The organism is Sphingomonas endophytica (genome assembly GCF_014199415.1).
Classification (GTDB): Bacteria; Pseudomonadota; Alphaproteobacteria; order Sphingomonadales; family Sphingomonadaceae; genus Sphingomonas; species Sphingomonas endophytica.
The window spans coordinates 114,322-137,210 of sequence record NZ_JACIJN010000005.1 but is presented as its reverse complement, the minus strand read 5'-3'; the positions used below and the strand labels follow the sequence as shown (position 1 = coordinate 137,210).

The 22,889-nt window shown below is 69.3% G+C and carries 24 protein-coding genes; 20 read left to right on the top strand and 4 right to left on the bottom strand.

The genetic code is table 11. From position 1 onward, the window contains the following. Positions 1 to 20 precede the first annotated feature (20 nt). The gene (gene lnt, locus FHS97_RS09030) at positions 21 to 1,649 is read right to left on the bottom strand and encodes an apolipoprotein N-acyltransferase (protein ID WP_184036106.1); all 1,629 of its coding nucleotides are present in this window, start codon (positions 1,647 to 1,649) and stop codon (positions 21 to 23) included. An 84-nt stretch (positions 1,650 to 1,733) separates the two neighbouring features. Between lnt and FHS97_RS09025 the strand changes: the two genes are divergently transcribed. Further along, positions 1,734 to 2,036: a polyhydroxyalkanoic acid system family protein gene (locus FHS97_RS09025; RefSeq protein ID WP_184036104.1), complete on the top strand. Its 303-nt coding sequence runs from the start codon at positions 1,734 to 1,736 to the stop codon at positions 2,034 to 2,036. Between the two features lie 167 nt (positions 2,037 to 2,203). On the opposite strand, the gene FHS97_RS09020 is transcribed toward FHS97_RS09025, so the two are convergent. Then, on the bottom strand, positions 2,204 to 5,116 hold the full coding sequence (locus tag FHS97_RS09020) for a M16 family metallopeptidase (protein ID WP_184036102.1): 2,913 nt from the start codon (positions 5,114 to 5,116) through the stop codon (positions 2,204 to 2,206). Positions 5,117 to 5,264: 148 nt separating this feature from the next. On the opposite strand from FHS97_RS09020, the gene FHS97_RS09015 reads away from it, so the two are divergent. The 17 genes from FHS97_RS09015 to FHS97_RS08935 all read left to right on the top strand — a co-directional run bounded on the left by FHS97_RS09015 (position 5,265) and on the right by FHS97_RS08935 (position 17,138). Continuing rightward, entirely contained in the window at positions 5,265 to 6,065 is an 801-nt protein-coding gene (locus FHS97_RS09015; RefSeq protein WP_184036099.1) for an aspartyl/asparaginyl beta-hydroxylase domain-containing protein, read from the top strand. Positions 6,066 to 6,321: 256 nt separating this feature from the next. Next, positions 6,322 to 6,894 carry a NifU family protein gene (locus FHS97_RS09010; protein ID WP_184036096.1) on the top strand — a complete coding sequence of 191 codons (573 nt, stop codon included), beginning with the start codon at positions 6,322 to 6,324 and terminating at the stop codon, positions 6,892 to 6,894. 35 nt (positions 6,895 to 6,929) lie between these two features. Continuing rightward, positions 6,930 to 7,523, top strand: coding sequence for a malonic semialdehyde reductase (locus FHS97_RS09005; RefSeq protein ID WP_184036093.1), 594 nt, complete (start codon positions 6,930 to 6,932; stop codon positions 7,521 to 7,523). Continuing rightward, positions 7,523 to 8,152, top strand: coding sequence for a tRNA (adenosine(37)-N6)-threonylcarbamoyltransferase complex dimerization subunit type 1 TsaB (gene tsaB, locus FHS97_RS09000; protein WP_184036090.1), 630 nt, complete (start codon positions 7,523 to 7,525; stop codon positions 8,150 to 8,152). Before FHS97_RS09005 ends, tsaB begins: the two co-directional genes overlap by 1 nt. Next, on the top strand, positions 8,149 to 8,634 hold the full coding sequence (gene rimI, locus FHS97_RS08995; protein ID WP_184036088.1) for a ribosomal protein S18-alanine N-acetyltransferase: 486 nt from the start codon (positions 8,149 to 8,151) through the stop codon (positions 8,632 to 8,634). Before tsaB ends, rimI begins: the two co-directional genes overlap by 4 nt. Before the next feature lie 60 nt (positions 8,635 to 8,694). Then, the gene (locus FHS97_RS08990) at positions 8,695 to 9,114 is read left to right on the top strand and encodes a Fur family transcriptional regulator (RefSeq protein ID WP_028967193.1); all 420 of its coding nucleotides are present in this window, start codon (positions 8,695 to 8,697) and stop codon (positions 9,112 to 9,114) included. A gap of 1 nt (position 9,115) precedes the next feature. After that, a complete protein-coding gene (locus FHS97_RS08985; RefSeq protein ID WP_184036085.1) occupies positions 9,116 to 9,829 on the top strand; it encodes a lysophospholipid acyltransferase family protein in 714 nt (237 codons plus the stop codon). After that, positions 9,826 to 10,254 (top strand): c-type cytochrome, encoded by a 429-nt coding sequence (locus tag FHS97_RS08980; RefSeq protein WP_343053411.1) that lies wholly within the window; start codon positions 9,826 to 9,828, stop codon positions 10,252 to 10,254. The genes FHS97_RS08985 and FHS97_RS08980 overlap by 4 nt, the downstream gene beginning before the upstream one ends. After that, positions 10,251 to 10,712 carry a GNAT family N-acetyltransferase gene (locus tag FHS97_RS08975; protein ID WP_184036079.1) on the top strand — a complete coding sequence of 154 codons (462 nt, stop codon included), beginning with the start codon at positions 10,251 to 10,253 and terminating at the stop codon, positions 10,710 to 10,712. The genes FHS97_RS08980 and FHS97_RS08975 overlap by 4 nt, the downstream gene beginning before the upstream one ends. A 24-nt stretch (positions 10,713 to 10,736) precedes the next feature. After that, positions 10,737 to 12,071: a tRNA (N6-isopentenyl adenosine(37)-C2)-methylthiotransferase MiaB gene (miaB, locus tag FHS97_RS08970; protein WP_184036076.1), complete on the top strand. Its 1,335-nt coding sequence runs from the start codon at positions 10,737 to 10,739 to the stop codon at positions 12,069 to 12,071. Positions 12,072 to 12,244: 173 nt separating this feature from the next. Beyond that, a complete protein-coding gene (locus FHS97_RS08965; protein WP_184036057.1) occupies positions 12,245 to 13,243 on the top strand; it encodes a PhoH family protein in 999 nt (332 codons plus the stop codon). A 48-nt stretch (positions 13,244 to 13,291) separates the two neighbouring features. Next, a complete protein-coding gene (locus FHS97_RS08960) occupies positions 13,292 to 13,540 on the top strand; it encodes a type II toxin-antitoxin system VapB family antitoxin (protein WP_184036054.1) in 249 nt (82 codons plus the stop codon). Beyond that, entirely contained in the window at positions 13,537 to 13,935 is a 399-nt protein-coding gene (locus tag FHS97_RS08955; protein ID WP_184036051.1) for a type II toxin-antitoxin system VapC family toxin, read from the top strand. The genes FHS97_RS08960 and FHS97_RS08955 overlap by 4 nt, the downstream gene beginning before the upstream one ends. A gap of 1 nt (position 13,936) precedes the next feature. Further along, positions 13,937 to 14,446 carry an rRNA maturation RNase YbeY gene (gene ybeY / locus FHS97_RS08950; RefSeq protein ID WP_184036048.1) on the top strand — a complete coding sequence of 170 codons (510 nt, stop codon included), beginning with the start codon at positions 13,937 to 13,939 and terminating at the stop codon, positions 14,444 to 14,446. Between the two features lie 11 nt (positions 14,447 to 14,457). Continuing rightward, positions 14,458 to 15,372, top strand: a complete 915-nt coding sequence (locus FHS97_RS08945) for a hemolysin family protein (RefSeq protein WP_184036045.1) — start codon at positions 14,458 to 14,460, stop codon at positions 15,370 to 15,372. A 142-nt stretch (positions 15,373 to 15,514) separates the two neighbouring features. Then, positions 15,515 to 16,843, top strand: coding sequence for a PQQ-dependent sugar dehydrogenase (locus FHS97_RS08940; RefSeq protein ID WP_184036041.1), 1,329 nt, complete (start codon positions 15,515 to 15,517; stop codon positions 16,841 to 16,843). Continuing rightward, the gene (locus FHS97_RS08935) at positions 16,800 to 17,138 is read left to right on the top strand and encodes a GIY-YIG nuclease family protein (RefSeq protein ID WP_425506303.1); all 339 of its coding nucleotides are present in this window, start codon (positions 16,800 to 16,802) and stop codon (positions 17,136 to 17,138) included. Before FHS97_RS08940 ends, FHS97_RS08935 begins: the two co-directional genes overlap by 44 nt. A 178-nt stretch (positions 17,139 to 17,316) precedes the next feature. Here the strand turns inward: FHS97_RS08935 and FHS97_RS08930 are convergent, their stop codons facing one another. After that, on the bottom strand, positions 17,317 to 19,152 hold the full coding sequence (locus tag FHS97_RS08930; protein WP_184036035.1) for an AMP-dependent synthetase/ligase: 1,836 nt from the start codon (positions 19,150 to 19,152) through the stop codon (positions 17,317 to 17,319). 86 nt (positions 19,153 to 19,238) lie between these two features. On the opposite strand from FHS97_RS08930, the gene FHS97_RS08925 reads away from it, so the two are divergent. Further along, complete coding sequence (locus tag FHS97_RS08925; protein ID WP_184036032.1) at positions 19,239 to 20,993, top strand: gamma-glutamyltransferase family protein; 1,755 nt, start codon at positions 19,239 to 19,241, stop codon at positions 20,991 to 20,993. A gap of 144 nt (positions 20,994 to 21,137) precedes the next feature. Here the strand turns inward: FHS97_RS08925 and FHS97_RS08920 are convergent, their stop codons facing one another. Beyond that, entirely contained in the window at positions 21,138 to 22,163 is a 1,026-nt protein-coding gene (locus FHS97_RS08920) for a quinone-dependent dihydroorotate dehydrogenase (RefSeq protein ID WP_184036029.1), read from the bottom strand. Between the two features lie 277 nt (positions 22,164 to 22,440). On the opposite strand from FHS97_RS08920, the gene FHS97_RS08915 reads away from it, so the two are divergent. After that, a complete protein-coding gene (locus FHS97_RS08915; RefSeq protein WP_184036026.1) occupies positions 22,441 to 22,887 on the top strand; it encodes an RrF2 family transcriptional regulator in 447 nt (148 codons plus the stop codon). Positions 22,888 to 22,889 lie beyond the last annotated feature (2 nt).

Here is a 22,889-nt window from a genome sequence, read left to right as displayed (position 1 = left end):
ATAAAGATAGCTTTATGTCGTTACCGCGATCGACGCCGCAACGCAAATGCGACGAGCGTCAGCACCGCCCCGACCAGCAGCGCCGCCCAATTCCCGAGCCGTGAGAACAGGGTAGCGGCGTGCGCCGGCGGGATCGGCACGACGATCGAGCCGCTGACATCGCGCGCGACGGTCGCCATCACCGCCCCGTCGGCCGCGATCACCGCCGAGATGCCGGTCGGCGTGTCGCGAATCACGGGCAGCCCTTCCTCGATCGCGCGTAGCCGCGCCTGCGCGAGGAATTGCGGCGACCCCCAATTGCCGAACCATGCGTCGTTCGACGGATTGAAGATCAAGCGCGGCCGCTGCGCCGGGTCGACGACCTGCCCCGAGAAGATGATCTCGTAACAGACCTGCATCCCGACCGCGCCAAACCCCGGCACCGTCATCGTCCGCGCGCCCGGCCCCGGCGCGAAGTCCATGTCGCCCGGCACCAGCCGCGACAGCCCAAGCGGCTTGAGCAGCCACGGCATCGGCAGATATTCGCCATAGGGCACCAGATGCGCCTTGTCGTAGCGTCCACGGATGCGCCCGCGCGCATCGAGCGCGAACACCGAATTGCTCGCGGTCGTCACATCGCCCTTGTCGTCGAATTGGAGCGCGGTGCCGCCGGTCAACAGCATGTCGCGCGGCCCGAGCACCGACGCCATCCGCGTCCGCGTCAGCCACGGGCTGGTGTTGCCATAAACCCAATAAGGATAATCATCCTCGATGAAGTCGCGGATCACGCCTTCGGGCCACATCACCAGCCGTGGTGCGGTGCCGGGCTTGCCCGACAGCCGCAATAGCCGCGCGAGCATCATTGCCTGATCGCTCTCGCCGCGCTGGTCCTGCGGCACGTTCGGCTGCACGACCACTAGTCGCGGTGCGTCAGCCGCTTCGGCGGGCTTAGCCGTCCACGGAACGTAACTGCACGCTTGCCCGACTATCAGTATCCCGAAGGCAAGAATCCCGACGTTAATCTGTTTGCGCCCCGCCGGCAGCAGCAGCAGCGCCCCCGCGGCAACGACGGTAAGCCCCGACAGCGCATAGGTGCCGACCAATGTCGCCAGCCACGCCACCGGCTGCACCGGCACCCACATCACCGCCAGCGGGTCCCATGCGTAACCGGTGAACAGCCAGCTCCGCATCCACTCGGTCAGGATCCAGCAGGCGCCGAACAGCAGCACGAACCCCGCGTCGATCCGCGCCCGGCGCGCGCGCCACGCCAGCCCCGCGCACAGCGCCGGAAACACCGCGAGGTACAGCGCCAGCGCGAGCGGCGCGGCATAGCCCAGCCAGTGCGGCATCTGGTCCTGAAAGGTGAAGGCGTGCTGGAACCAATTGTCGTTGATCGTGAAATGCCCGACCCCGAACGCCCAGCCGCGCCACAATGCCTGCCGCCGGGTCGGCGCGGCATGGATCAGCGCGATCCACCCCGCGAAGGCGGCGATTGCCAGCCACCACAGCTCCAGCGGCGCGAACCCGCACGCCGCGGCGACGCCCAGCAACAGCGCGGTCAGCGCCGGATAGCGCCGCGGGAATGCTTCGATCGAGGAACGGTAGGACAGGGCAGGGCTTCCTTGACGCGCGGGCGGAACGATCGTCTCCTGCGACGCCGCGCGCGGCATCGCAAGCCATCCGCGCGAGGTAGGGCGTGACGATGACGGTTGCGAGGCGTATCAGTGTAGCATGACACGTCTTGGATGGATCGCATGAGCACCCCGATCGAAGTGGACCTGCCGCACCAGCTTGGCGTCAGCGGCGCACGCACGCGGATCGACGGCGGGTTCGACAAGCTCGCCGGCTATCTGCCCGGCGGGCGCGTGACCGAGCATCGCTGGGACGGCGATACGCTGCACTTCACGGTCGAGGGCATGGGGCAGCGGGTCGCGGTGCGGCTCGACGTCACCGAGCGCAATGTCCATGCGCTGTTCGAGCTGCCCGGGCTGCTCGGCATGTTCGGCGAGCAATTGCGCGCGAAGTTGCAGAAGGACGGGCCGAAGCTGCTGGCCTGAACTTGGCCAAGCCAGCCGTCGCCCCTGCGCAGGCAGGGGCCCATGTCTGCGTCGTACTACGGAACATCTGACACGTAGCGGTCGCTCCATGTGTCAACCTGGTCGACACACGAGACAGACGTAGGCCCCTGCCTGCGCAGGGGCGACGGGTTATGCGATGGCGGTGGCTACTTCGCCGCAGCCGCCTCCTTCGGCACCACCGCCATCGTCCAGTCCTTCTCCGGCTTCAGATACTTCGCCGCGGTCGCCTGCAACAGCGCCGGGGTGATCGTCGTGAAGTCGCTCACCAGACTCTGGCTCGCCTCGATCCGCTTGGGGTCGAACGTCCCGCCGCTGGTCTGGAGCAGCCAGAACTGGTTCCCCGACGAGGCGCGCGCCATATATTGCAGCATCGGCACGATCGTACGGCGCAGCTCGTCCTCGCTGACCGGCGTCGACACCAGCTCGCTGGCGATCTGGCGCGAGAGCTGGAAGAACAGCGGCACCTTGTCGGGCGCGACCTTGCCGATCGCGATCAGCCGCCCGCCGCCGGGTTGCCCGACCGGCCACTGGCTCTGCGCGCTCGGCGAATAGCTCGCCCCCGCCACCGAGCGCAGCCGGTCGAACAGCCGGTCGGCGAACACCGCCGCCAGCACGTCGAGCCGACGCTGCTCGGCATGGTCCGCCGAGCCGCCGCCGGTCGGCCACGCGATCACCGCCGCCGCCTGATTGTCGTCGCCGTCATGCGTCCGCAGCACCGGCTGCGCGACATGCGCCGGGAAGCGTACCGTCGGCGAGCGCGGATCGTCCGCCCGCCGCGCCTTGAGCGCGCCGAAGCTCTTCGCCACCGCCGCGGTCGCCTCGTCGCCCTTCACATCGCCGAAGATATCGACCTCGATCGGCCCGGTCGCGAGCAACGGCTGCCACAATTTCTTGAACGACGCCGCATCGAGCTTGTCGATCTGCTCCAGCGTCGGCACGCCCCAGCGCGGATCGCCGTCGCGCAACAGGCCTTCCAGATCGCGCGCCAGCACGCCATCCGGCGACGACGACAGCCCGGCATAGCCCGCCAGCATCGCCGCGCGCGCACGCGCCACCGGCGCCTTGTCCCAGCGCGGCGCGGCCAGCTTGGCAGCCATCAGCGTCAGATTGTCGGCATAATCGCCCGGCGTCGTCTGCGCGCCGAACAGGAAGGCATCGTCACCGATATCGAAGTCCAGCCCCATGCGTCGCCCGGTGGTCAGCTGGTCGAGATCGCTCTGGTCGAGCGTGCCGATCCCGCTGGCGATCAGCGCGGTGTCGCCCGCCCAGGCCGGAGTCGGCCGGTCGGCCGGCAGCGCCTGATAGCCGCGCCCGAATCGCACGCGAATATAGACGCGCCCGGTTTCCGATGCGTTCGGGTAGATCAGCGCGCGCACGCCGTTGGCGAACGTCACCTGCTCCATCGGCGGATCCCCGACGCGCGCCTGCGCGACGGTCTTGCCCGGCTGCCCGAGCTTCGGCACGCGCGAGAAATCGACCGCCGCCTGCTGGGTGCGCTTGCCCGCCAGCTTCGACACGTCGGCCTTCATCGCCGCCGCCAGCTTCGCCGCCGCGCCCTCGTCGGGGGTGCGGGTGTTGACCAGCGCGCGGTTGGCGTCACCCTTGAACAGCCGGTTGGTCGATTCGACCATCGCGGCGGGGGTGAACATGCCTTTCGCGCGGGCCTGCTTGAGGATGTCGTAGCTGGTCTGCGGCCCGGCGACCGTCTCGCGGATGTCGAGCGCGCTGACCATGTCGTCGGCCTGTTTCGCGCCTGCCTCGACGCGCGCGGTGTCGACGTCGTTCTTCATCGCGGCATCGAACTCGGCCAGCTCGCGGTCGATCTCGCTTTGCGTCGGCGGGGTCGCCATCGCATCGGCGATCACCGCGCGCACGTCCTTCAGCGCCGCTTCCCAGTCATCGCCGATCGGAATGACGTTGGTGAAGGTGCCGTTGGCGGAGCGCGACACGTCGTCGAGATTGACCGACGCCTGCAGGAAGCTGCCCCCCGCGCGCGCGCGCGTTTCCAGCCGGCGATTGATGAGCCGCATCGCGAGCTGATCGACCATCCGCTTCTGGTTGAAGATCATCGTGTCGCTTTGATATTTCCACGGGCGCAGCACCGCGGTGGCGACGATCGGCGGCAGCGACGGCTCGGCGACCGTCTTGGCGATCGGCTCGCCGGTCTTGGGCGTGCCGAAATCGGGATCGGCCGGATTGGCGCCCTTGCCCTGCCAGCCGCCGAAATTCTTGACGATCAGTCTCGCGGCGACATCGGGGTCGATATCGCCCGAGATGATGACCACCGCGCGCGACGGGCGATACCATTTGTCGTGGAACGCCTGCACCGTCGCCGGGACCGCCGCGCCGAGCGTCTTGATCGTCCCGATCGGCGAGCGGTTGGCGAGCGGCTGCCCGGCGAAGAAGGTCTGGCGCAGCGCGTCGCCGTAGCGGACCTGCGGTCCCGGCGCCTCGCGCTGCTCGGCGAGCACCGCCGGGCGCTCGGCGGCGAGCCCGGCGTCGGTGATCGCGGGCGCGGCCATCATGCCCGAGAAGATCTTGAGGCTCTCGTCGAGCTTCACGTCGGTCGCGCCGGGCAGGTCGAGCTTGTAGACCGTCTGCGTCGGGGTGGTGGAGGCGTTCGAGTCGCTCCCGAAGGTCGCGCCGAACCGCTGCCACACGCGCTTGGCCTCGCCGTCGGGCACGTATTTCGAGCCGCGGAACGACAGATGCTCGATCAGATGCGCGAAGCCCTGCTCGGCATCGGTCTCGTACAGCGACCCCGCGTCGATCCGCACGCGCACCGCCACCTGCCCCGGCGGCACCGAGTTGCGCCGCACCGCATAGCGCAACCCGCTGGGCAGCGCGCCGAAATGCCAGTTGGGATCGGGCGGGATGTCTGAATCGGCGAAGAGCCACGGGCGGGTGTCGACCGTGATCGGCGCCGCCGCCTGCGTGGGGACGGTGTTGGTCGCGACCGGCGCGCGCCGCGCACGCTGCTGCGCGGGGAGCGGCAGCGCGACGGAGACGAGCAGGAGGGCGACGAGCGGCTTCGCGAGCACGCGCGAATAAGGATGCATCAGGCGATTGTAGGGATGAGCGAGGCGCGCGGCAACGGCTGCCCGCCTTTCCTTTGCCGTTGTGCGCCACGTTCTGGCCGTGATGCGGGGGTATCCGCCGCCGCTTTCCAGCTGTTCGGGGGCGGGCAACGGATTGATCGACAAGCGAATGATAGAGCCCGATCTCAGCATCACCCCGGCCGGAGCGCTGGCGGTGCGATCACCGTCGGCGCTGGTCGCCGAACCCGGCAGGCCGTGGCCGGTCCGCGTCGGCAAGCGGCTGCGCGGGACGGTCGACCGGCTGATCGCGGGGTCGTCGCTGGTCGCCAATGCCCCGGTGCTCGACGTGCGTGATTTCGCCTGGACCGCGCTGCTTCGCGACCAGTGGCAGGCGATCCTCGCCGAGGCGCGCGCGGTCGCGCTGGTCGGCAATGCCGCGCCCAGCCTCGCCACCATCTCCCCCGATCATCGTGCGATCGCCGAGGTCGGCAAGTGGCGCTCCTATTTCCTGTGGGGCTATGGCTACCGGATCGACGACAATCTGAACCGCTGCCCGCGCACCCGCGACGTGCTGGCGCGCGTGCCGGGGCTGACCACCGCCTTTTTCTCGATCCTTGCGCCGGGGACGCACATCCCGCCGCACCGCGGCGTGTCGAAGGGGCTCATCACCTGCCATCTCGCGTTGATCGTGCCGCGCGACGGCGACGTGCGGATGCGCGTCCGCGACCGGATCGTCCGCTGGTCGGAGGGAGAAACCCTCGTCTTCGACGATACCTACGACCATGAGGTGTGGAACGAGACCGACGGCACGCGCGTGGTGCTGCTGATCCAGTTCGAGCGCCCGCTGCGTCGTCCGGGCAAATGGGTCGCGGACCTGTTCTTGGGCGCGGTTCGTCGCTCCGCCTTCGTGCAGGAGGCGCGCGCGAACGTCGCCAAATGGAATGCGGCGGTGGGGCAGATGGACGGGTGACGCGGGGTTTTGCCGGTTCTTCCGTCACCCCGGCCCCTCTCCGTCATCCCCGAGAAGGCGGCGATCCAGACGCGCAGGTCCCTCGATGGGGGCGAAATGTCAGAGTGTCTGGACACCTGCCTGCGCGGGAATGACGAAGGAAGGCGGGGATGAAGGAAGAAGTCACTCCGAACACCCGCTCCACCTATCCCGTCCGAAACGATCGCTTTCGCGCTGCGCGCTTGATCCGGCGCGCCGCACGCGCCACATCGCCGTCATGCTGATCGAAACCGAAGCCACGCCGAACCCGGCGACGCTCAAGTTCCTGCCCGGCCGCACCGTCATGGATGCCGGCACGCGCGACTTCGCCACTCCCGAGGAGGCGGAGGCCAGCCCGCTCGCCGATACGCTCTTCGGGCTCGGCGACGTGACCGGCGTGTTCTTCGGTCGCGACTTCGTCTCGGTGACCGCGGCACCCGGCGTCGACTGGCGCGATCTCAAGCCCGACGTGCTCGCGATCCTGATGGACCATTTCACCGCGCAGATGCCGCTGTTCCGCACCGGCGGCGCGGGCTTCAGCGTCCCGGCCGAGGAAGAGACGTTCGCCGACAATCCCGAAGACGCCGACATCGTCGCGCAGATCAAGGAGCTGATCGACACCCGCGTCCGCCCGGCGGTCGCCAACGACGGCGGCGACATCGTCTATCGCGGCTTCGACAAGGGCAAGGTGTTCCTGCGGATGCAGGGCGCGTGCGCCGGCTGCCCGTCGTCGAGCGCGACGCTCAAGAACGGCATCGAGCAGCTGCTGCGCCATTACGTTCCCGAGGTGACCGAGGTCCGCGCGGTCTGATCCCGCGCCGACCTTCCCGATAACTGGAGTTTCCGATGGCCACCCCGCTCGACGATCAGGCGCTCGACCAGCTGTTCCGCACCGCGCGGACGTTCAACCATTATCGCGACGAACCGGTCGGCGAGGACACGCTCCGCGCGATCTGGGAATTGATGAAGATGGGGCCGACCTCGGCCAACCAGCTGCCCGCGCGGCTGGTGTGGTGCGTGACCGATGAGGCCAAGGCGACGCTCGCCGCCGCCTGTTCGGACAGCAATCGCGACAAGGTGCTGAAGGCGCCGGTCAGCGTGATCCTCGGCATGGATGTCGAATTCCACGAACATCTGCCCGAGCTGTTCCCGCACGTCGATGCCAAGAGCTGGTTCGACGGCAATCGCGAGCTGCGCGAGGCGTCGGCGTTCCGCAATTCGTCGTTGCAGGGCGGCTATCTGATCCTCGCCGCGCGCGCTTTGGGGCTCGACATGGGGCCGATGTCGGGCTTCGACGCCGGCGCGGTCGACAAGGCGTTCTTCGCCGACACGCCGGCGGTCCGCACCAACTTCATCGCCACGCTCGGTTATGGCGACCCGGCGACGCTCCACCCGCGCAGCCCGCGCCCGGCGTTCGAGACCTTCAACCGCCTCGCCTGATGCGCACCTTGGTGATCGACACCGCGACCGCCGCCTGTTCGGTCGCGCTGTTCGAAGACGAGCAACTGGTCGCCCACACGCATGACGTGGTCGGACGCGGCCATGCCGAGCGGCTGGTGCCGATGATCGCCGCGCTGCCCGACGGCGGGCGCGCCGATCGCGTGCTGGTCGATGTCGGGCCGGGCAGCTTCACCGGCATCCGCGTCGGGATCGCCGCCGCGCGCGCGCTCGCGTTCGGCTGGGGGGGGGCAGTCGCGGGTTATGGCGCGCCGTCGCTGGTCGCGGTCGCCGCGCTCGCTGACGATCCGCGCCCGCTTGCGGTCGTCATGGAAGGCGGGCACGGTGAGGTCTTCATGCAGGGCTTCGCCGCTCCCTTCGCCGCGCTCGACGCACCCCGCTCGCTGACCCCGGCGGCGGCGCTGGCGGCACTGGATGGTCGCCGCGCGATCGGCAGCGGCACGCGCTGGCTCGCCGCGCTTGATGCCGACGTGCCGCCTGACGAAACCTTGCCCGACGCGCGGCACGCGTTGCTGCTCCCGCCCGCGGCGCGCGCGCTGGCGCCGGTGCCCTTCTACGGCCGCGCGCCCGACGCCAAGCTGCCCGCCGCGGCGACGCCGACTGCCGTATGAGCACGCGGGTGCGGCTGATCGAGCTGGCACCGGGCGGCGCGGGCGACGCCGAGGCGGTCGACCGCATCATGCTCGCCGCCTTCGACCCGCGCTATGGCGAAGCGTGGACGCGCAGCCAATGTATCGGCATCCTCGCCATGCCCGGCGTCTGGCTGACGCTGGCGCGCGTCGACGAGGCGGTGGTCGGCTTCGCATTGGTCCGCGCGATCATGGACGAGGCCGAACTGCTGCTGATCGCGGTCGACCCGCCCGCGCGCCGCAGCGGCGTCGGCGCGGCGTTGCTGCGCGGGGTGATCGCCGAATGCGAGGGGCGCGGGGTGGCGAAGCTGCATCTGGAGGTGCGCGCCAACAACCCGGCGGTCGCGCTCTACGCCGCGCATGGTTTCCGCCACGCCGGGGTGCGTCGCAATTACTATCGCGGGCCGGGCGGGCAGGCGTTCGACGCGCATACCTATGCGCGGGAGCTCGAAATTCATCGATAATCGCTTTTTTGCGAGTCGGTAGCGCTTTTCGCAACAAGCGCGATCCATTACATGGCGACCATGGCTCGCAAGATCGATCTCGAAGCGCTGTGTCACGAAAAGGGCCTGCGTATCACCGAACAGCGCCGCGTCATCGCGCGCGTCCTGTCGGAGGCGGAAGACCATCCCGACGTGGAGAAGGTCTATGCGCGCGCCTCCGCGATCGACCCCGGCATCTCGATCGCCACCGTCTATCGCACCGTGCGCCTGTTCGAGGAGGCGGGCATCCTCGACCGGCATGACTTCGGCGACGGCCGCGCGCGCTACGAACCCTCGCCCGAGGCGCATCACGACCATCTGATCGACGTCGAGACCGGCAAGGTGATCGAGTTCGTCGATCCCGAGCTGGAACTGCTGCAAAAGGCGATCGCCGAGCGGCTCGGTTTCCGGCTGGTCGACCACCGCATGGAATTGTACGGCGTCGCGCTCCGCAAGGACTGACATGCGGTTGAACGCGCGCGGCTGGGCACGGCTCGTCGCGCTGGCGGCGGCGCTGCTCGTCGCGCTCCTCCTGCACGGCACGTGGCGGCTCTTCCGCTTGCGTTCGCCGTGGCCGCGAAGGTTTCTCGGCTGGGTGGCGCGGATCGTCGGGGCGCGGGTGCGCGTCGTCGGCACGCCGTTGCGCCGCGACGCGGTGCTGCTCGCCAATCACGTGACCTGGATCGACATCCTCGCGCTGGCCGGCGCGAGCGGCGCGGCGTTCGTCGCCAAGGCCGAGTTGCGCGACGCGCCGCTGGTCGGCTGGCTGTGCACGCTCAACAACACGTTGTTCGTGCGTCGCGGCGACCGGATGGGGATCGACGCGCAGGTCGCGGCGCTCCGCGACCAGCTCGCCGGTCCGCAGCCGGTGGCGATCTTTCCCGAGGGGACGACCGGCGACGGCGTCACGCTGGGGCCGTTCAAGGCCGGGCTGCTCGCCGCGCTCGCCCCGCCGCCGCCGGGCGTGCGCGTCCAGCCGGTGCGGATCGATTACGGCGCGGCGACCCACGACGTGGCGTGGGTCGGTGCCGAGGATGGCGCGCGTCACGCGAAACGCGTCCTCAACCGCCGCGGGACGTTCGTGGCGACGCTGCACTTCCTCACGCCGTTCGTACCCGAGGGCGACCGCAAGGCGATCGCCGCCGCGGCGCGCGCGCAGATCGAAGCGGCGTGGTGACCTTTCGCCCTACGCTCGTCGCGGTACTCGCGCTCGCCGCCTGCTCGCGCGACGACACTGCCGAGCGGCGCGCGCGGCTCGGCCCGAACCCGACCTTCGCGCAAGTTATGCAGATCGCGGACGCACAGGCCGGCGCACGTGGCTTCGGGCAATGCGCCGCCTGTCATTCGATCGCGGCCGGCGGCGCGGATCGCAACGGCCCGAACCTGCACGGCGTCTATGGCGCGCCGATCGCGCAGAACCGCCCGCGCTTCGGCTATACCGACGCCTTGCAGGCGCAACGCGGCGTTTGGGACGACCGGCGACTCGACCGCTGGCTCGCCGACCCGCGCGCCGATGTGCCGGGCACCACGATGACCTTCGCCGGGGTCCGCGATCCGCTCGCGCGCGCCGACCTGATCGCCTATCTCAAGACCCAGCGATGACCGACACCCGCGTCCGCGCATATGACGCCGCCGACCGCGCCGCCTGTCTCGCGCTGTTCGACGGCAACACACCGACCTTCTTCGCCGCGGGTGAGCGCAGCGACTTCGCCGGCTTCCTCGATACGCATGCCGCCAGCTGGGCCTTCCAGGTGGTCGAGCGCAGTGGCGCGATCGTCGCGTGCGGCGGACACCGTGCCGCTGCCGATGGGGAAACCGCCGGCTTCTGCTGGGGGATGGTCGACCGCGCGCAGCATCGCACCGGGCTCGGCCGTATCCTGACGCAAGCGCGGCTCGATGCCGCCCGCGCCACCCCGGGCGTGCGGCAGGTGCGGCTCGACACCAGCCAGCATACGCAGGGCTTCTACGCGCGGTTCGGCTTCGTCGTGGAGCGGGTGGTGCCGGACGGCTATTCCCCGGGGCTGGACCGCGTCGACATGCTGCTGCGCTGGCCAGCCTGACGCCTTTCCGCTAAGGCGCGCCGCATGTCCGTGCTCCAGAAGACCCCGCCGAAGACCTTCCACGTCAAGTCGTTCGGCTGCCAGATGAACGTCTATGACGGCGAGCGGATGGCCGAATTGATGGCGGCCGAGGGGATGGTCGCCACCGACGACGCCAACGCCGCCGACCTCGTGGTGCTCAACACCTGCCACATCCGCGAGAAGGCGACCGAGAAGGTCTATTCGGACATCGGCCGCGTTCGCAAGGTTGCGGGCGCGGAAGGCCGCTCGCCGATGATCGCGGTCGCGGGGTGCGTCGCGCAGGCCGAGGGCGAGGAGATCGTCCGCCGCGCCAAGGTCGACGTCGTGGTCGGCCCGCAGGCCTATCACAATCTTCCGAAGCTGGTCGCCGCCGCGACGAAGGGCGAGGCCGCGCTCGACACCGACATGCCGCTCGCTTCGAAGTTCGCGGCTCTTCCGGCGCGGCGAAAGGTCGCGCCCGGCGCATTCCTGACCGTGCAGGAAGGCTGCGACAAATTCTGCACCTATTGCGTCGTCCCCTATACGCGCGGCGCGGAGATCAGCCGGCCGTTCGCGGCGATCGTCGACGAGGCGAGGGCGCTGGTCGATGCCGGCGCGCGCGAGATCACGTTGCTCGGCCAGAACGTCAATGCGTGGACCGATGGCGAGGGGCGGGGGCTCCACGACCTGATCCGCGCGCTCGATCGCATCGCGGGGCTGGCGCGGATCCGCTACACCACCAGCCATCCCAACGACATGGCGCAGGGGCTGATCGACGCGCACCGCGATGTCGAGAGCCTCATGCCGTTCCTCCACCTGCCGGTGCAGGCGGGCAGCGACCGCGTGCTGCGCGCGATGAACCGCCAGCACACGCGCGACGGCTACCTGCGCCTGCTCGACCGCATCCGCGCTGCGCGCCCCGACATCGCGCTGTCGGGCGACTTCATCGTCGGCTTCCCCGGCGAGACCGAGGCCGAGTTCGCCGAGACGCTCAGCCTCGTCGACGCGGTCGGCTATGCGCAGGCGTACAGCTTCAAATATTCACCGCGCCCCGGCACCCCGGCCGCGACGCTTGGTGAGCAGATCCCCGCCGAGGTCATGGACGAGCGGCTCCAGCGCTTGCAGGCCGCGCTCAACCGCGATCAGGCCGCATTCAACGCCGCCTCGGTCGGCCGCGCGTGCAGCGTGCTGATCGAGCGTCGCGGCAAGCGCGACGGCCAATGGCTCGGCAAGTCGCCGTGGCTGCAATCGGTCCACGTCGTCGGCCCGCACGCGATCGGTGACGTGCTCGACGTGACGCTGACGCAGGCCGGCCCGCTGTCGCTTACCGGCGAGGTGCGCGCGCTCGCGGCGGCGTGACCCTACGTCGCCCCGGACCTGATCCGGGGTGACGAACATCATGACGATTCCGCCTTCCCCCTGCGCGAATCGCCTGCCACATTCGCCGGCGATGCCATTGTGCCGTCACGCGCTGCACCTATCTCGCCTCTTGCGGCGATCTGCCGCGTGTCGCCCATCGCCACAGGAGCCGCATGAGCCGTAAACCCGTCCCCGCCCAGGCGGGCGAGCGTTCGCGTGTCGAGGTCGTCTTCGACCGCCCGCAATTGCTGAGCCGGCTGTTCGGCCAGTACGACCAGCATCTGGTGGCGCTGGAGAACCGGCTGGGGGTCTATATCACCGCGCGCGGCAACCGCGTCGGGCTTGAGGGCACCGCCGAGCAGGTGGCGCTCGCGCGCGACGTGCTCCACGATCTCTATGCCCGCCTCCAGCGCGGCGAGGAGGTCGATACCGGCCTGGTCGACGCGTCGATTGCGATGGCCTCGGAACCGGTGCTCGACGGGATCATCTCCGCCGAGCGCAGCCCGGCACCGTCGGTGATGATCCGCACGCGCAAGAAGACGATCGTCCCGCGCACGCCCGCGCAGGCGCATTACATGCGCGAGCTGACCACCCACGACATGATCTTCGCGCTCGGCCCGGCGGGCACCGGCAAGACCTATATCGCGGTCGCGCAGGCGGTCGCGCAGTTGATTTCGGGCAGCGTCCAGCGGCTGATCCTGTCGCGTCCCGCGGTTGAGGCGGGCGAGCGGCTCGGCTTCCTGCCCGGCGACATGAAGGAGAAGGTCGATCCCTACCTCCGCCCGCTCTACGACGCGCTCTACGACTGCCTGCCCGCCGAGCAGGTCGAACGGCGGATCGCGAGCGGCGAGATCGAGATTGCGCCGATCGCCTTCATGCGCGGCCGGACGCTCGGCGACGCGTTCGTCATCCTCGACGAGGCGCAGAACACCACGCCCGCGCAGATGAAGATGTTCCTGACCCGCTTCGGGCAGAACAGCCGGATGGTGATCTGCGGCGATCCCAACCAGACGGATCTTCCCGGCGGCGTCGGGGCCAGCGGACTCGCCGATGCGACGACTCGGCTGGAGGGGGTGGAGGGCATCTCGCTGTGCCGCTTCACCGCCGCCGACGTGGTGCGCCATCCGATCGTCGGGCGGATCGTGGAGGCGTATGAGGGGGTGTCCGGTTGACGCGGTGGTATATCCTTAATAGCTTACCGGGATATTCTGGAGCTCGAGATGGCATCGCTGTACATCAAGGATGAGGAGGCGAATGCGCTGGCCGCCCGGTTGGCCAATCGCCGCGGCATTTCCAAGACGATGGCCGTGAAGCTGGCGCTCCAGCATGAACTGGCGCGCGACGAGGTGCATATCCCGCTCCGCGAGCGGCTGGCGGCGTGGCGCAAGACCCAGCCGATCGGCGAACCGACCGGACTGGTAGCAGATAAGGCTTTTTACGACTCGCTCAGCGACGAGGACGGCGATTGACCATCTTCGTCGATGCGTCGGCGATCGTTGCGATCATCGCGGGCGAACCGGAGGCGGACGATTTCGCCGACGCGATCGAAGGGCACGACGATCGATGCTATTGTGCCGTCGGGGCGTGGGAGGCGGCGCACGCAGTGGCACGCGTCCGGAAGATCGACCTGATGACCGCTGCCGCGATCATCGCCGACTTCGCGCATCAGACTGGGCTGCGGCTAGTGCCGATCGACGACGCCGAGCGCAGCGTCGCGATCGACGCTGCTGCGCGTTATGGCAAGCTGTCGAAACATCCCGCCAGGCTCAACATGGGCGATTGCTTCGCCTACGCCTGCGCGAAGACCAACGATGCCATATTGCTCTACAAGGGCAACGACTTCTCCCAGACGGACCTCGGCTGACATGATCCACATCGAACTCACCCGCGAAGACCCGTGGTCCGACACCGACTGGGAGGCGCGCGCGCTCGCCGCCGCGCGCGCCGCGATCGCGCGGACGCCCTATGGCGACCTCATCACCACCCCCGCGCATGTCGAGATCAGCGTCCGCCTCGCCACCGACGACGAGGTGCAGGGGCTCAACCGCCAGTATCGGCAGAAGGACAAGCCCACCAACGTCCTGTCCTTCCCGATGGTCCAGCCCGACCTGATCGACACCGTCAGCCAGAACAGCGACGACGGCGAAGTGCTGCTCGGCGACATCGTCCTCGCGCACGGGGTCTGCGAGCGCGAGGCGGCGGAGCGGAACATCGGCGTCGCCGATCATTTCACGCATCTGGTGGTGCATGGCTGCCTGCATCTGCTAGGCTATGACCATATGACCGACGACGAGGGCGACGCGATGGAGCAGATCGAGCGCGACGCCTTGGCCGATCTGGGCATCGCCGACCCCTATCTGATTCGCGAGGATTGAACACCACGGCCATGGCCGACGACCGAAGTAGCGCCGCGAACGGCGGCGAGCACCATGAAGGCGGGCTGTGGACCGGCCTGCGCAACATGATCTTCGGCGAGCCGCGCGAGGCGACCTTGCGCGAATTGCTGGAGAAGGCGATCGACCGCTACGAGGAAGATCCCGCGCCCGAGATCAAGGGCGACCTGACCGCGCTGGAGCGGCAGATGGTCCGCAACCTGCTGCATTTCAGCGAGCGCGACGCCGGCGATGTCGGCGTGCCGCGCGCCGATGTGATCGCGGTCGAGGAAGCGACGACCTTCGACCATCTCATCCAGATCTTCGCCGAGGCCGGCGTCAGCCGCCTGCCGGTCTATCGCGGCAGTCTCGATCATGTCGTCGGCATGGTCCACCTCAAGGACGTGTTCGCGATCCTCGCGGCGGGCGGCGAACGCCCGACCGACATCCAGGCGCTGATCCGCCAGCCGCTCTACGTCCCGATGAGCCGCGGCACGCTCGACCTGCTCGCCGACATGCGCCAGTCGCGGATCCACCTCGCGATCGTGCTCGACGAATATTCAGGGACCGAGGGGCTGGTGACGATCGAGGACCTGATCGAGGAGATCGTGGGCGAGATCGAGGACGAGCATGACGACGCGCCCGAGGTGCTGCTCGTCCCGCTCGACGGCGGCGCGTGGGATGTCGATGCGCGCGTCGAGCTGGAGGATGTCGGCACCACCGTCGACGCGCGGCTCGCCGAGGCGGAAAGCGACGTCGACACGATCGGTGGGCTGACGGCGGTGCTCGCCGGTCATGTGCCCGAGGCCGGGACATGCATCGACCACCCCAGCGGCTGGCGGATCGAGGTGACCGACGCGGACGAACGCCGCATCAACCGCCTGCGCCTCCACCCGCCCGTGCCGGTGCCCGAGGGGGTCGAGGACTGACCATTCATTCCGTCATTGCGAGCGCAGCGAAGCAATCCAGGGCCGGACCAGGACGCCCTGGAGCGCTTCGCCACGCTCGCAATGACGAACCGCACAGACGAACCCGGTAGCGTCCCCCGGCCCGCGCGCCTACATTCGCGTCATGCGCAAACACGTCCTCGCCGTCATCGGCCTGCTGATCGCCCTCGGGGTCGCGATCTTCCTCTATCTGTCGTGGCCCGACGCCGCACGGCGCGACATGGCGGCGGTGACCGGGGCGCGCCCCGACATCACCCCGCCGCGCGAACAGGTGCTGCCGACCGTCAAGACCGCCGACCCGATCGGCTGGAAGGCCGGCGAGACGCCGACCGCCGCCGCCGGGCTGAAGACCGCGGCGTTCGCGACGGGGCTCGATCATCCGCGCTGGCTGTACCGCCTGCCCAACGGCGATGTGCTGGTCGCCGAAACCAATTCGCCGCTGCGCTCGGGCGGGGGCGTCAAGGGCTGGGTGATGCGCCATTTGCTCGGCAAGGTCGGCGCGGGCGTGCCCTCCGCCAACCGCATCACATTGCTCCGCGACGCAAACGGCGATGGCGTCGCGGAAGTGAAGACGCCGTTCCTGACCGGGCTCAACTCGCCCTCGGGCATGGCGCTGCTGGGCGGCCAGCTCTACGTCGCCAACACCGATGCGCTGGTGCGCGTGCCGTATCGTAACGGTGAGACGAAGATCACCGCGCGTCCCGAGACGGTCGTCCGCTATCCCGGCGGCGGCAACCACTGGTCGCGCAACGTGATCGTCGCCGAGGACGGCAAGACGCTTTACCTCTCGGTCGGCTCGGCGACCAACATCGCCGACGACGGGCTCGACGCCGAGCACGACCGCGCCGCGATCCTGCAGGTCTATCCCGACAGCAAGAAGTATCGCGTCTTCGCGGCCGGCATCCGCAACGCCAACGGCATGGCTTTGGTCCCCGGCACCAACCGGCTTTGGACCGTGGTCAACGAGCGCGACATGCTCGGCTCCGACCTCGTCCCCGATTACCTGACCGCAGTCGAGCTGGGCGATCACTTCGGCTGGCCATGGTATTACTGGGGCGGCTATATCGACACGCGCGTCGAGCCCAAGAACCCGCAATTGCAGCAATATGCCAAGCGCCCCGATTATGCGCTGGGGCCGCACGTCGCCGCGCTCGGGCTGACGTTCGCGGCGGACGCGAAGCTCGGCGACCGCTTCGCGCGCGGCGCTTTCATCAGCGAGCACGGCTCGTGGAACCGCAAGCCGCTGTCGGGCTACAAGGTCGTCTTCGTCCCCTTCGACGCGAGCGGCTGGCCGGTGCAGGGCGCCAAGCCCGTCGACGTGCTGACCGGCTTCCTCAACAAGGACGACGAGGCGCACGGCCGCCCGGTCGGCGTCATCACCGACAAGAGCGGCGCGCTGCTGGTCGCGGATGATGTCGGCAACACGATCTGGCGGGTCAGCGCGGGCGGTTGAGCCAATGGGCTGGGGCTGGGTATACATCATGACTGATGAACCCAGCGGCACGCTTTACATCGGGGTGACCGGCAATTTAGCGGCGCGCATCCAGCAGCACCGCGAGGGCAGGGGCTCGGACTTCTGCCGCGAACACGGCCTGACGCGGCTGGTCTACGTCGAGCAGCACGACACGATGGTGGAAGCGATCACCCGCGAGAAGGCGCTAAAAAAGTGGAAGCGTGCGTGGAAGCTCAACCTGATCGGGAAGATGAACCCCGACTGGGAAGACCTGTGGGAAAAGATCAACATGTAACCCACCCCGTCGCCCCTGCGGAGGCAGGGGCCCATGTCTGTAGAGTTTCGCGAGACGGTGCGGACACATGGGCTGGTCGTGTGTCGAAACTGTCCGCGTGACGCGACAGACATAGGCCCCTGCCTTCGCAGGGACGACGGCGTTAGATCGCGGGCGGACTGCTCAAAAAGAGCGCCGTTCACCCCGCCCCGTACAGCCCATCCAACCGCTCCCCATAGACCTGCCGCAACACATGCCGGCGGATCTTCAAACTCGGCGTCAGCTGCTCGTTCTCGATCGAGAACGGCGCGTCCGCCAAAATCCACCGCCGCACCCGCTCGGTCACCGACAGCATCGCATTGGTGCGATCCACCGCCGCCTGCACCGCAGACCGAAACGCCGGATCCTCCGCCAGCACCGCGTCGCGCTTGCCGTGCGCCGCCGCCCATTCCGCGCTCCACTCGGCGTCGGGCACCAGCACCGCCACCATATGCGGCTTGCGGTCGCCCGCGATCATCGCCTGCCCGATCTCGGGCTGGAGCGTCAGCAGCCCCTCGACCTTCTGCGGGGCGACATTCTCGCCCTTGTCGTTGATGATGAGGTCTTTCTTGCGATCGGTGATGCGGATGCGCCCGGCCGGGTCGATCTCGCCGATGTCGCCGGTGTGCAGCCAGCCATGCTTCAGCACCCGCGCGGTCTCGGCCTCGTTGCGCCAATAGCCGTGCATCACCAGCTCGCCCCGCACCAGGATCTCGCCGTCCTCGGCGATCCGCACCTCGGTCGCCTGGAGCGGCGGGCCGACCGAGTCCATCGTCACACCGGCGCTGGGGCGGTTGCACGAGATCACCGGCGCCGCCTCGGTCTGGCCATAGCCCTGCAGGAAAGTGACGCCCAGCGACTGGAAGAACACCCCCACTTCCGGGGTCAGCGGCGCGCCGCCCGAGATCATCGCCTTCATCCGCCCGCCGAACTTGCGCGCGATCTTGGGCTTGAACAGCGTGTCGACCAGCAACGCCTTGGGCCGGTCGGCCAATCGCAGCCGCCCGGCATCGCGCTTCGCCCCGATATCGAGCGCGGCGGCGAGCAATTTGGCAGGCAGGCCACCCTGCCGCTCGATCGCCTTGCTGATCCGCGTGCGCAGCACCTCGAACAGCCGCGGCACGACGAACATGATCGTCGGGCGCACCTCCTCGATATTGGCGGCGAGCTTGTCGATCCCCTCGGCGTAGTAGATCTGCCCGCCCATCCCGATCGGGAAATGCTGCCCGCCGGTATGTTCATAAGCGTGGCTGAGCGGCAGGAACGACAGGAACACCTCGTCGCCCCAGCCGAAATCCTCCGCGACCACCGCCGAGCAGCCCGCGACATTGTGCAGGATCGCGCCGTGATGCTGCATCACCCCGCGCGGCGCGCCGCCGGTGCCGCTGGTGTAGATGATGCACGCCAGATCGCTACGCGCGAAATCGGCCTGCGCCGCGACGGTCGCCACGTCCGCGGGATGCCGCTCGACCAGCGTCCGCCAGTCGTGGACGTCGATCGCGGTCTGCCCCAGCCGCATCGGCTCGATCCCGATCAGCATCTGCGGCCGGATCGAGCGCAGGATCGCGGGCATCAGCCCCTTGGCCAGCTTCGCGGTCGAGACGATCACCGCCTTCGCACCCGAATTCTCGATGATGTGCGCGTGGTCGCGCTCGGTGTTGGTGGTATAGGTCGGCACGGTGACGCAGCCTGCGGCCATGATCGCCAGATCGGACAGGCACCATTCGGGACGGTTTTCGCTCACCAACATCACGCGATCGCCGCGCTCCAGCCCGACCGCGCGCAGCCCGGTCGCCAGCCGCGCAACCGTTTCGGCCGCCTCGCGCCAGCTGATCGACACCCATTGGCCGTCTCGCTTTTGCCAGAGGAACGGCGCGTCGCCCTTCTCGGCGGCGCGGGTGAAGAACATCGTCACCAGATTGGGGAATGGTTCCAGCCGACGGGTAATGATGCTGCTCCTCTCCTTGCGGGCGTGTCGCCCTTTCCCTTGCGTCATGCCAAGGATTTCAACGCCGCGCCAGCATGGACGCTGTCCCGCGCCACCGCTATCGGACCCCGATGATCGGTACGGGACACGGCACCATGCGCATCCGCTCTTTCCTGTTCGGCGCGGCGTTGCTGCTGGGGGCGTGCGCCGCCCCGCAGCGCGCGGTCGCGCCGCCGGCCCCGTCCGCCGCGACCGCGCCGGCCCCGTCCGCCGCGACCGCGCCGGCGCAGATCTTCGTCGTCTCGGCCAACCCGCTCGCCACCGACGCCGGGATGGCGGTGCTGCGCCGCGGCGGCTCGGCGGCGGATGCGGCGGTGGCGGTGCAGGCGATGCTGTCGCTGGTCGAGCCGCAAAGCTCCGGCGTCGGCGGCGGCGCGTTCCTGACGTACTACGACGCCGCCGCGCGGCAGGTGCGCATCTACGACGGGCGCGAAACCGCCCCGGCGGGCGCGACGACCGACATGTTCCTCGACGACAATGGCCGGTCGCTGCCGTTCGCGCAGGCGGTGCTCAGCGGGCGCGCGACCGGCGTGCCCGGCGCGGTGAAGATGCTGGCGATGGTGCAGGCCGAACATGGCCGGTTGCCGTGGAACACCCTGTTCGGCGACGCGCGCCGCACCGCCAAGGACGGCTTCACCGTCTCGCCGCGGCTCGCGCGCTTCCTCGGCGGCAATTATGCCGAGCTGGGCGCGCCCGACGTCCGCGCCTATTTCGCGCGCCCCGGCGGTGGACTGCTCCACGCGGGCGAGCGGCTCCGCAACCCCGCTTATGCCGCGTTCCTGACCCGGCTCGCCGAGCAAGGCCCGGACGCGCTCTACACCGGCGAAACCGCGCGGCGGATCGTCGCGCGCACCACGCAGGGGCCGCTCGCCGGGACGATGACGCTCGCCGACCTCGCCGGCTATCGCCCGGTGGTGCGCGAGCCGGTCTGCGCGCCGTATCGCGTGCTTTTGGTCTGCGCGCCGCCGCCGCCCGCCAGCGGGGTCGGGCTGCTCGAACTGCTCGGCTTGCTCGAACGCACCGACATCGCGACGCGCGGGCCGAACGATCCGCAGGCCTGGTTCCTGTTCGCCGAGGCGAGCCGGCTGATGTACGCCGACCGCGACCGCTACGTCGGCGATCCCGCGTTCGTCGACGTGCCGGTCGCCGGGCTGCTCGCGCCCGATTATCTGGCGAAGCGCGCGCAATTGATCGGCACGCGCGCCGGCCCCGCGCCCGCGCCGGGCACCCCCGCGGGCGCGCCGGCGGCGGCCGCCGACCGCACGCTCGAGCCGACCGGCACCTCGCACTTCGTCGTCGGCGATGCGCGCGGCAATGTCGTGTCGATCACCACCACGGTCGAATCGATCTTCGGGTCGGGGCGGATGGTCGACGGCTTCTTCCTCAACAACCAAATGACCGATTTCTCGTTCAGCCCGCGCGACGCCGCCGGCCGTCCGGCGGCCAATGCGGTCGCGGCGGGCAAGCGCCCACGCTCGTCGATGACGCCGCTGGTGCTGCTCGACGGCGCGCGCGGCTTCGTCGGCGCGCTCGGCTCGGCGGGCGGCAACGCGATCCTCGCCTATGTCGGCAAGGCAGCGGTGGCGGCGATCGACTGGAAGCTGCCGATGCAGGAGGCGCTGGGATTGCCCAACCTGATCGCCAAGGGCGACAATTATCAGGGCGAGGCGTCGCGCTTCACGCCCGTGGTGCGTGACGGGCTGGCGGCGCGGGGGATCGTCGTGCGGCCGGGGCAGGGCGAGGATTCCGGGCTGCACGGCATCATCCTGCGCGACGGTCGCCTCGATGGCGGCTTCGATCCGCGCCGCGAGGGCAAGGTCGCGATCGAGCCGGCGCCGGCTCAGCGATAGGGCGAGCGGTTTGCCAATGTCGTCGCCCCGGACTTGATCCGGGGCCGCTTCTTCCGCGCGTCCGAAGTAGAAGCGGGATCCCGGATCAAGTCCGGGATGACGGAGGAGGGGGCGCGATGTACCTCCCCTCAAAGCGCGGGTTCGCTACGCTCCCACCGCCTCCGCCACGCTCGCAAAGCCATCGCGCGCCAGACACGCCGCCAGCTCGGTCACCACCCGCCGCGGCAGCCCCGGTCCTTCATAGACCAGCGCCGAATAGAGCTGCACCAGGCTCGCCCCGGCCCGGATCCGCGCATAGGCTTCCGCGCCGCTGTCGATTCCGCCCGCCGCGACCAAGGCAATCTGCCCGCCGGTCGCGGCGCGCACCTCCGCCAGCTTCGCCGCCGCCAGCGCGCGCAGCGGCGCGCCCGACAGTCCGCCGGTCTCGCCGGCATGGGCACTGCGCAGCGCCGGGCGCGAGATCGTCGTGTTGCCGATCACCAGCGCATCGACCCCACGCGCGATCGCCGCTTTCGCCACGCCGTCGATCCCGGCCGCGTCGAGATCGGGCGCGATCTTGAGGAACAAGGGCGTCGTCCCGCGCTCCACGACGCACGCTGCGAGCAACTCGTCGAGCGCCGCGCCCTGTTGCAGGTCGCGCAGCCCCGGCGTGTTGGGCGAGCTGATGTTGATCGTCACATAATCCGCCACCGCCGCCGCCGCGCGCACGCCGGCGACATAATCGGCGATGCGGTCGGTCGCGTCCTTGTTGGCGCCGACGTTGATCCCGAGCACACCGCCGCGCCGGGTCGCCGCCGCGGCGCGCGCGACACCGGCCGCCAGCCCGCCGTTGTTGAACCCCATCCGGTTGATGACCGCGCGATCCTCGGCCAGCCGGAACAGCCGCGGCTTGGGGTTGCCCGGCTGCGCGCGCGGCGTCAGCGTCCCGACCTCGACCGATCCGAACCCCAACGCCATCAACCCCGGGATCGCGCGCGCATCCTTGTCGAGCCCCGCCGCCAGCCCGACCGGATTGGGGAAGGTCACGCCGGCGACGACCGTCGCCAGCCGCGGCATCGCGCCCGCCAGCGGCGCCCCGCTCCGCCCCCAGCCGCCGAGCGCGCGAATCGCCCAGACATGGGCGGCTTCGGGATCGAGCATGTGCGCGAGACGGGAAAGCAGATCGGCCATGCCCGCCGTTTCGCCTCCCCGCACCGGGAGATCAAGCGTGACGAAATTGTAAGTTTTGCCGGGTGATGTGTCGCATCCATCCAATCTTTGCGGCCGATTCAGCGCCATAACGGTGCTGCGACCCGAAGGGCTTCCTTAGGGAAGTCTCTTTCCTGAAGGGCCCGGCAGCGATGCCGGGCCCTTTTTTTGATCCGCACGCAGCGGTTGATTTCGCGCGCGCAAACGACCATCTGCCAATCGGAACAATTCGATCCGATTTGAGAGTGGTTCGCAACAGATGCGTCTTTCCAGCCTTACCGATTATGCCGTGGTGCTGCTCGGCGCCGCTGCACGGCATTGCGGTGGGATGGCGCGGCAGAATGCGACCTCGCTCGCCGAGGAGACGGGCGTGCCGCTGCCGACCGCGCAGAAGCTGGTCAGCAAGCTGGCGGCGGCCGGGTTGATCGACAGCGCGCGCGGCACCGGCGGCGGTTTCCGCCTGTCGCGCCCGCCGGCGTCGATCACGCTCGCCGACATCGTCGAGGCGGTCGAGGGGCCGATCGCGATGGCGTCGTGCGTCGATGCGGCGAATCACGATTGCGCGATCGAGGGAAATTGCCGGGTGAAGCCGCACTGGGGTGCGGTCAATCGGGCGGTGCGCGGGGCGCTGGCGGGGATCACGCTGGCGCAACTCGCCGCAGACGCGCCGGTGACGGCGCAGCAGCAGATGAAGGTTGAGGCATAATC

What these genes read in the sequence shown, in the direction of transcription:
- tsaB (WP_184036090.1), top strand. Translation starts at nt 7,523, where the DNA reads ATGCGCACCTTGGTGATCGACACCGCGACCGCCGCCTGTTCGGTCGCG.
- FHS97_RS08945 (WP_184036045.1), top strand. Translation starts at nt 14,458, where the DNA reads ATGGCCGACGACCGAAGTAGCGCCGCGAACGGCGGCGAGCACCATGAA.
- rimI (WP_184036088.1), top strand. Translation starts at nt 8,149, where the DNA reads ATGAGCACGCGGGTGCGGCTGATCGAGCTGGCACCGGGCGGCGCGGGC.
- miaB (WP_184036076.1), top strand. Translation starts at nt 10,737, where the DNA reads ATGTCCGTGCTCCAGAAGACCCCGCCGAAGACCTTCCACGTCAAGTCG.
- FHS97_RS09015 (WP_184036099.1), top strand. Translation starts at nt 5,265, where the DNA reads ATGATAGAGCCCGATCTCAGCATCACCCCGGCCGGAGCGCTGGCGGTG.
- FHS97_RS08915 (WP_184036026.1), top strand. Translation starts at nt 22,441, where the DNA reads ATGCGTCTTTCCAGCCTTACCGATTATGCCGTGGTGCTGCTCGGCGCC.
- FHS97_RS08985 (WP_184036085.1), top strand. Translation starts at nt 9,116, where the DNA reads ATGCGGTTGAACGCGCGCGGCTGGGCACGGCTCGTCGCGCTGGCGGCG.
- FHS97_RS08975 (WP_184036079.1), top strand. Translation starts at nt 10,251, where the DNA reads ATGACCGACACCCGCGTCCGCGCATATGACGCCGCCGACCGCGCCGCC.
- FHS97_RS08930 (WP_184036035.1), bottom strand. Translation starts at nt 19,152, where the DNA reads ATGACGCAAGGGAAAGGGCGACACGCCCGCAAGGAGAGGAGCAGCATC.
- FHS97_RS09005 (WP_184036093.1), top strand. Translation starts at nt 6,930, where the DNA reads ATGGCCACCCCGCTCGACGATCAGGCGCTCGACCAGCTGTTCCGCACC.
- FHS97_RS08990 (WP_028967193.1), top strand. Translation starts at nt 8,695, where the DNA reads ATGGCTCGCAAGATCGATCTCGAAGCGCTGTGTCACGAAAAGGGCCTG.
- lnt (WP_184036106.1), bottom strand. Translation starts at nt 1,649, where the DNA reads ATGCCGCGCGCGGCGTCGCAGGAGACGATCGTTCCGCCCGCGCGTCAA.
- FHS97_RS08920 (WP_184036029.1), bottom strand. Translation starts at nt 22,163, where the DNA reads ATGGCCGATCTGCTTTCCCGTCTCGCGCACATGCTCGATCCCGAAGCC.
- FHS97_RS09025 (WP_184036104.1), top strand. Translation starts at nt 1,734, where the DNA reads ATGAGCACCCCGATCGAAGTGGACCTGCCGCACCAGCTTGGCGTCAGC.
- FHS97_RS09010 (WP_184036096.1), top strand. Translation starts at nt 6,322, where the DNA reads ATGCTGATCGAAACCGAAGCCACGCCGAACCCGGCGACGCTCAAGTTC.
- FHS97_RS08960 (WP_184036054.1), top strand. Translation starts at nt 13,292, where the DNA reads ATGGCATCGCTGTACATCAAGGATGAGGAGGCGAATGCGCTGGCCGCC.
- ybeY (WP_184036048.1), top strand. Translation starts at nt 13,937, where the DNA reads ATGATCCACATCGAACTCACCCGCGAAGACCCGTGGTCCGACACCGAC.
- FHS97_RS08940 (WP_184036041.1), top strand. Translation starts at nt 15,515, where the DNA reads ATGCGCAAACACGTCCTCGCCGTCATCGGCCTGCTGATCGCCCTCGGG.
- FHS97_RS08935 (WP_425506303.1), top strand. Translation starts at nt 16,800, where the DNA reads ATGATGTCGGCAACACGATCTGGCGGGTCAGCGCGGGCGGTTGAGCCA.
- FHS97_RS08965 (WP_184036057.1), top strand. Translation starts at nt 12,245, where the DNA reads ATGAGCCGTAAACCCGTCCCCGCCCAGGCGGGCGAGCGTTCGCGTGTC.
- FHS97_RS08925 (WP_184036032.1), top strand. Translation starts at nt 19,239, where the DNA reads ATGCGCATCCGCTCTTTCCTGTTCGGCGCGGCGTTGCTGCTGGGGGCG.
- FHS97_RS09020 (WP_184036102.1), bottom strand. Translation starts at nt 5,116, where the DNA reads ATGCATCCTTATTCGCGCGTGCTCGCGAAGCCGCTCGTCGCCCTCCTG.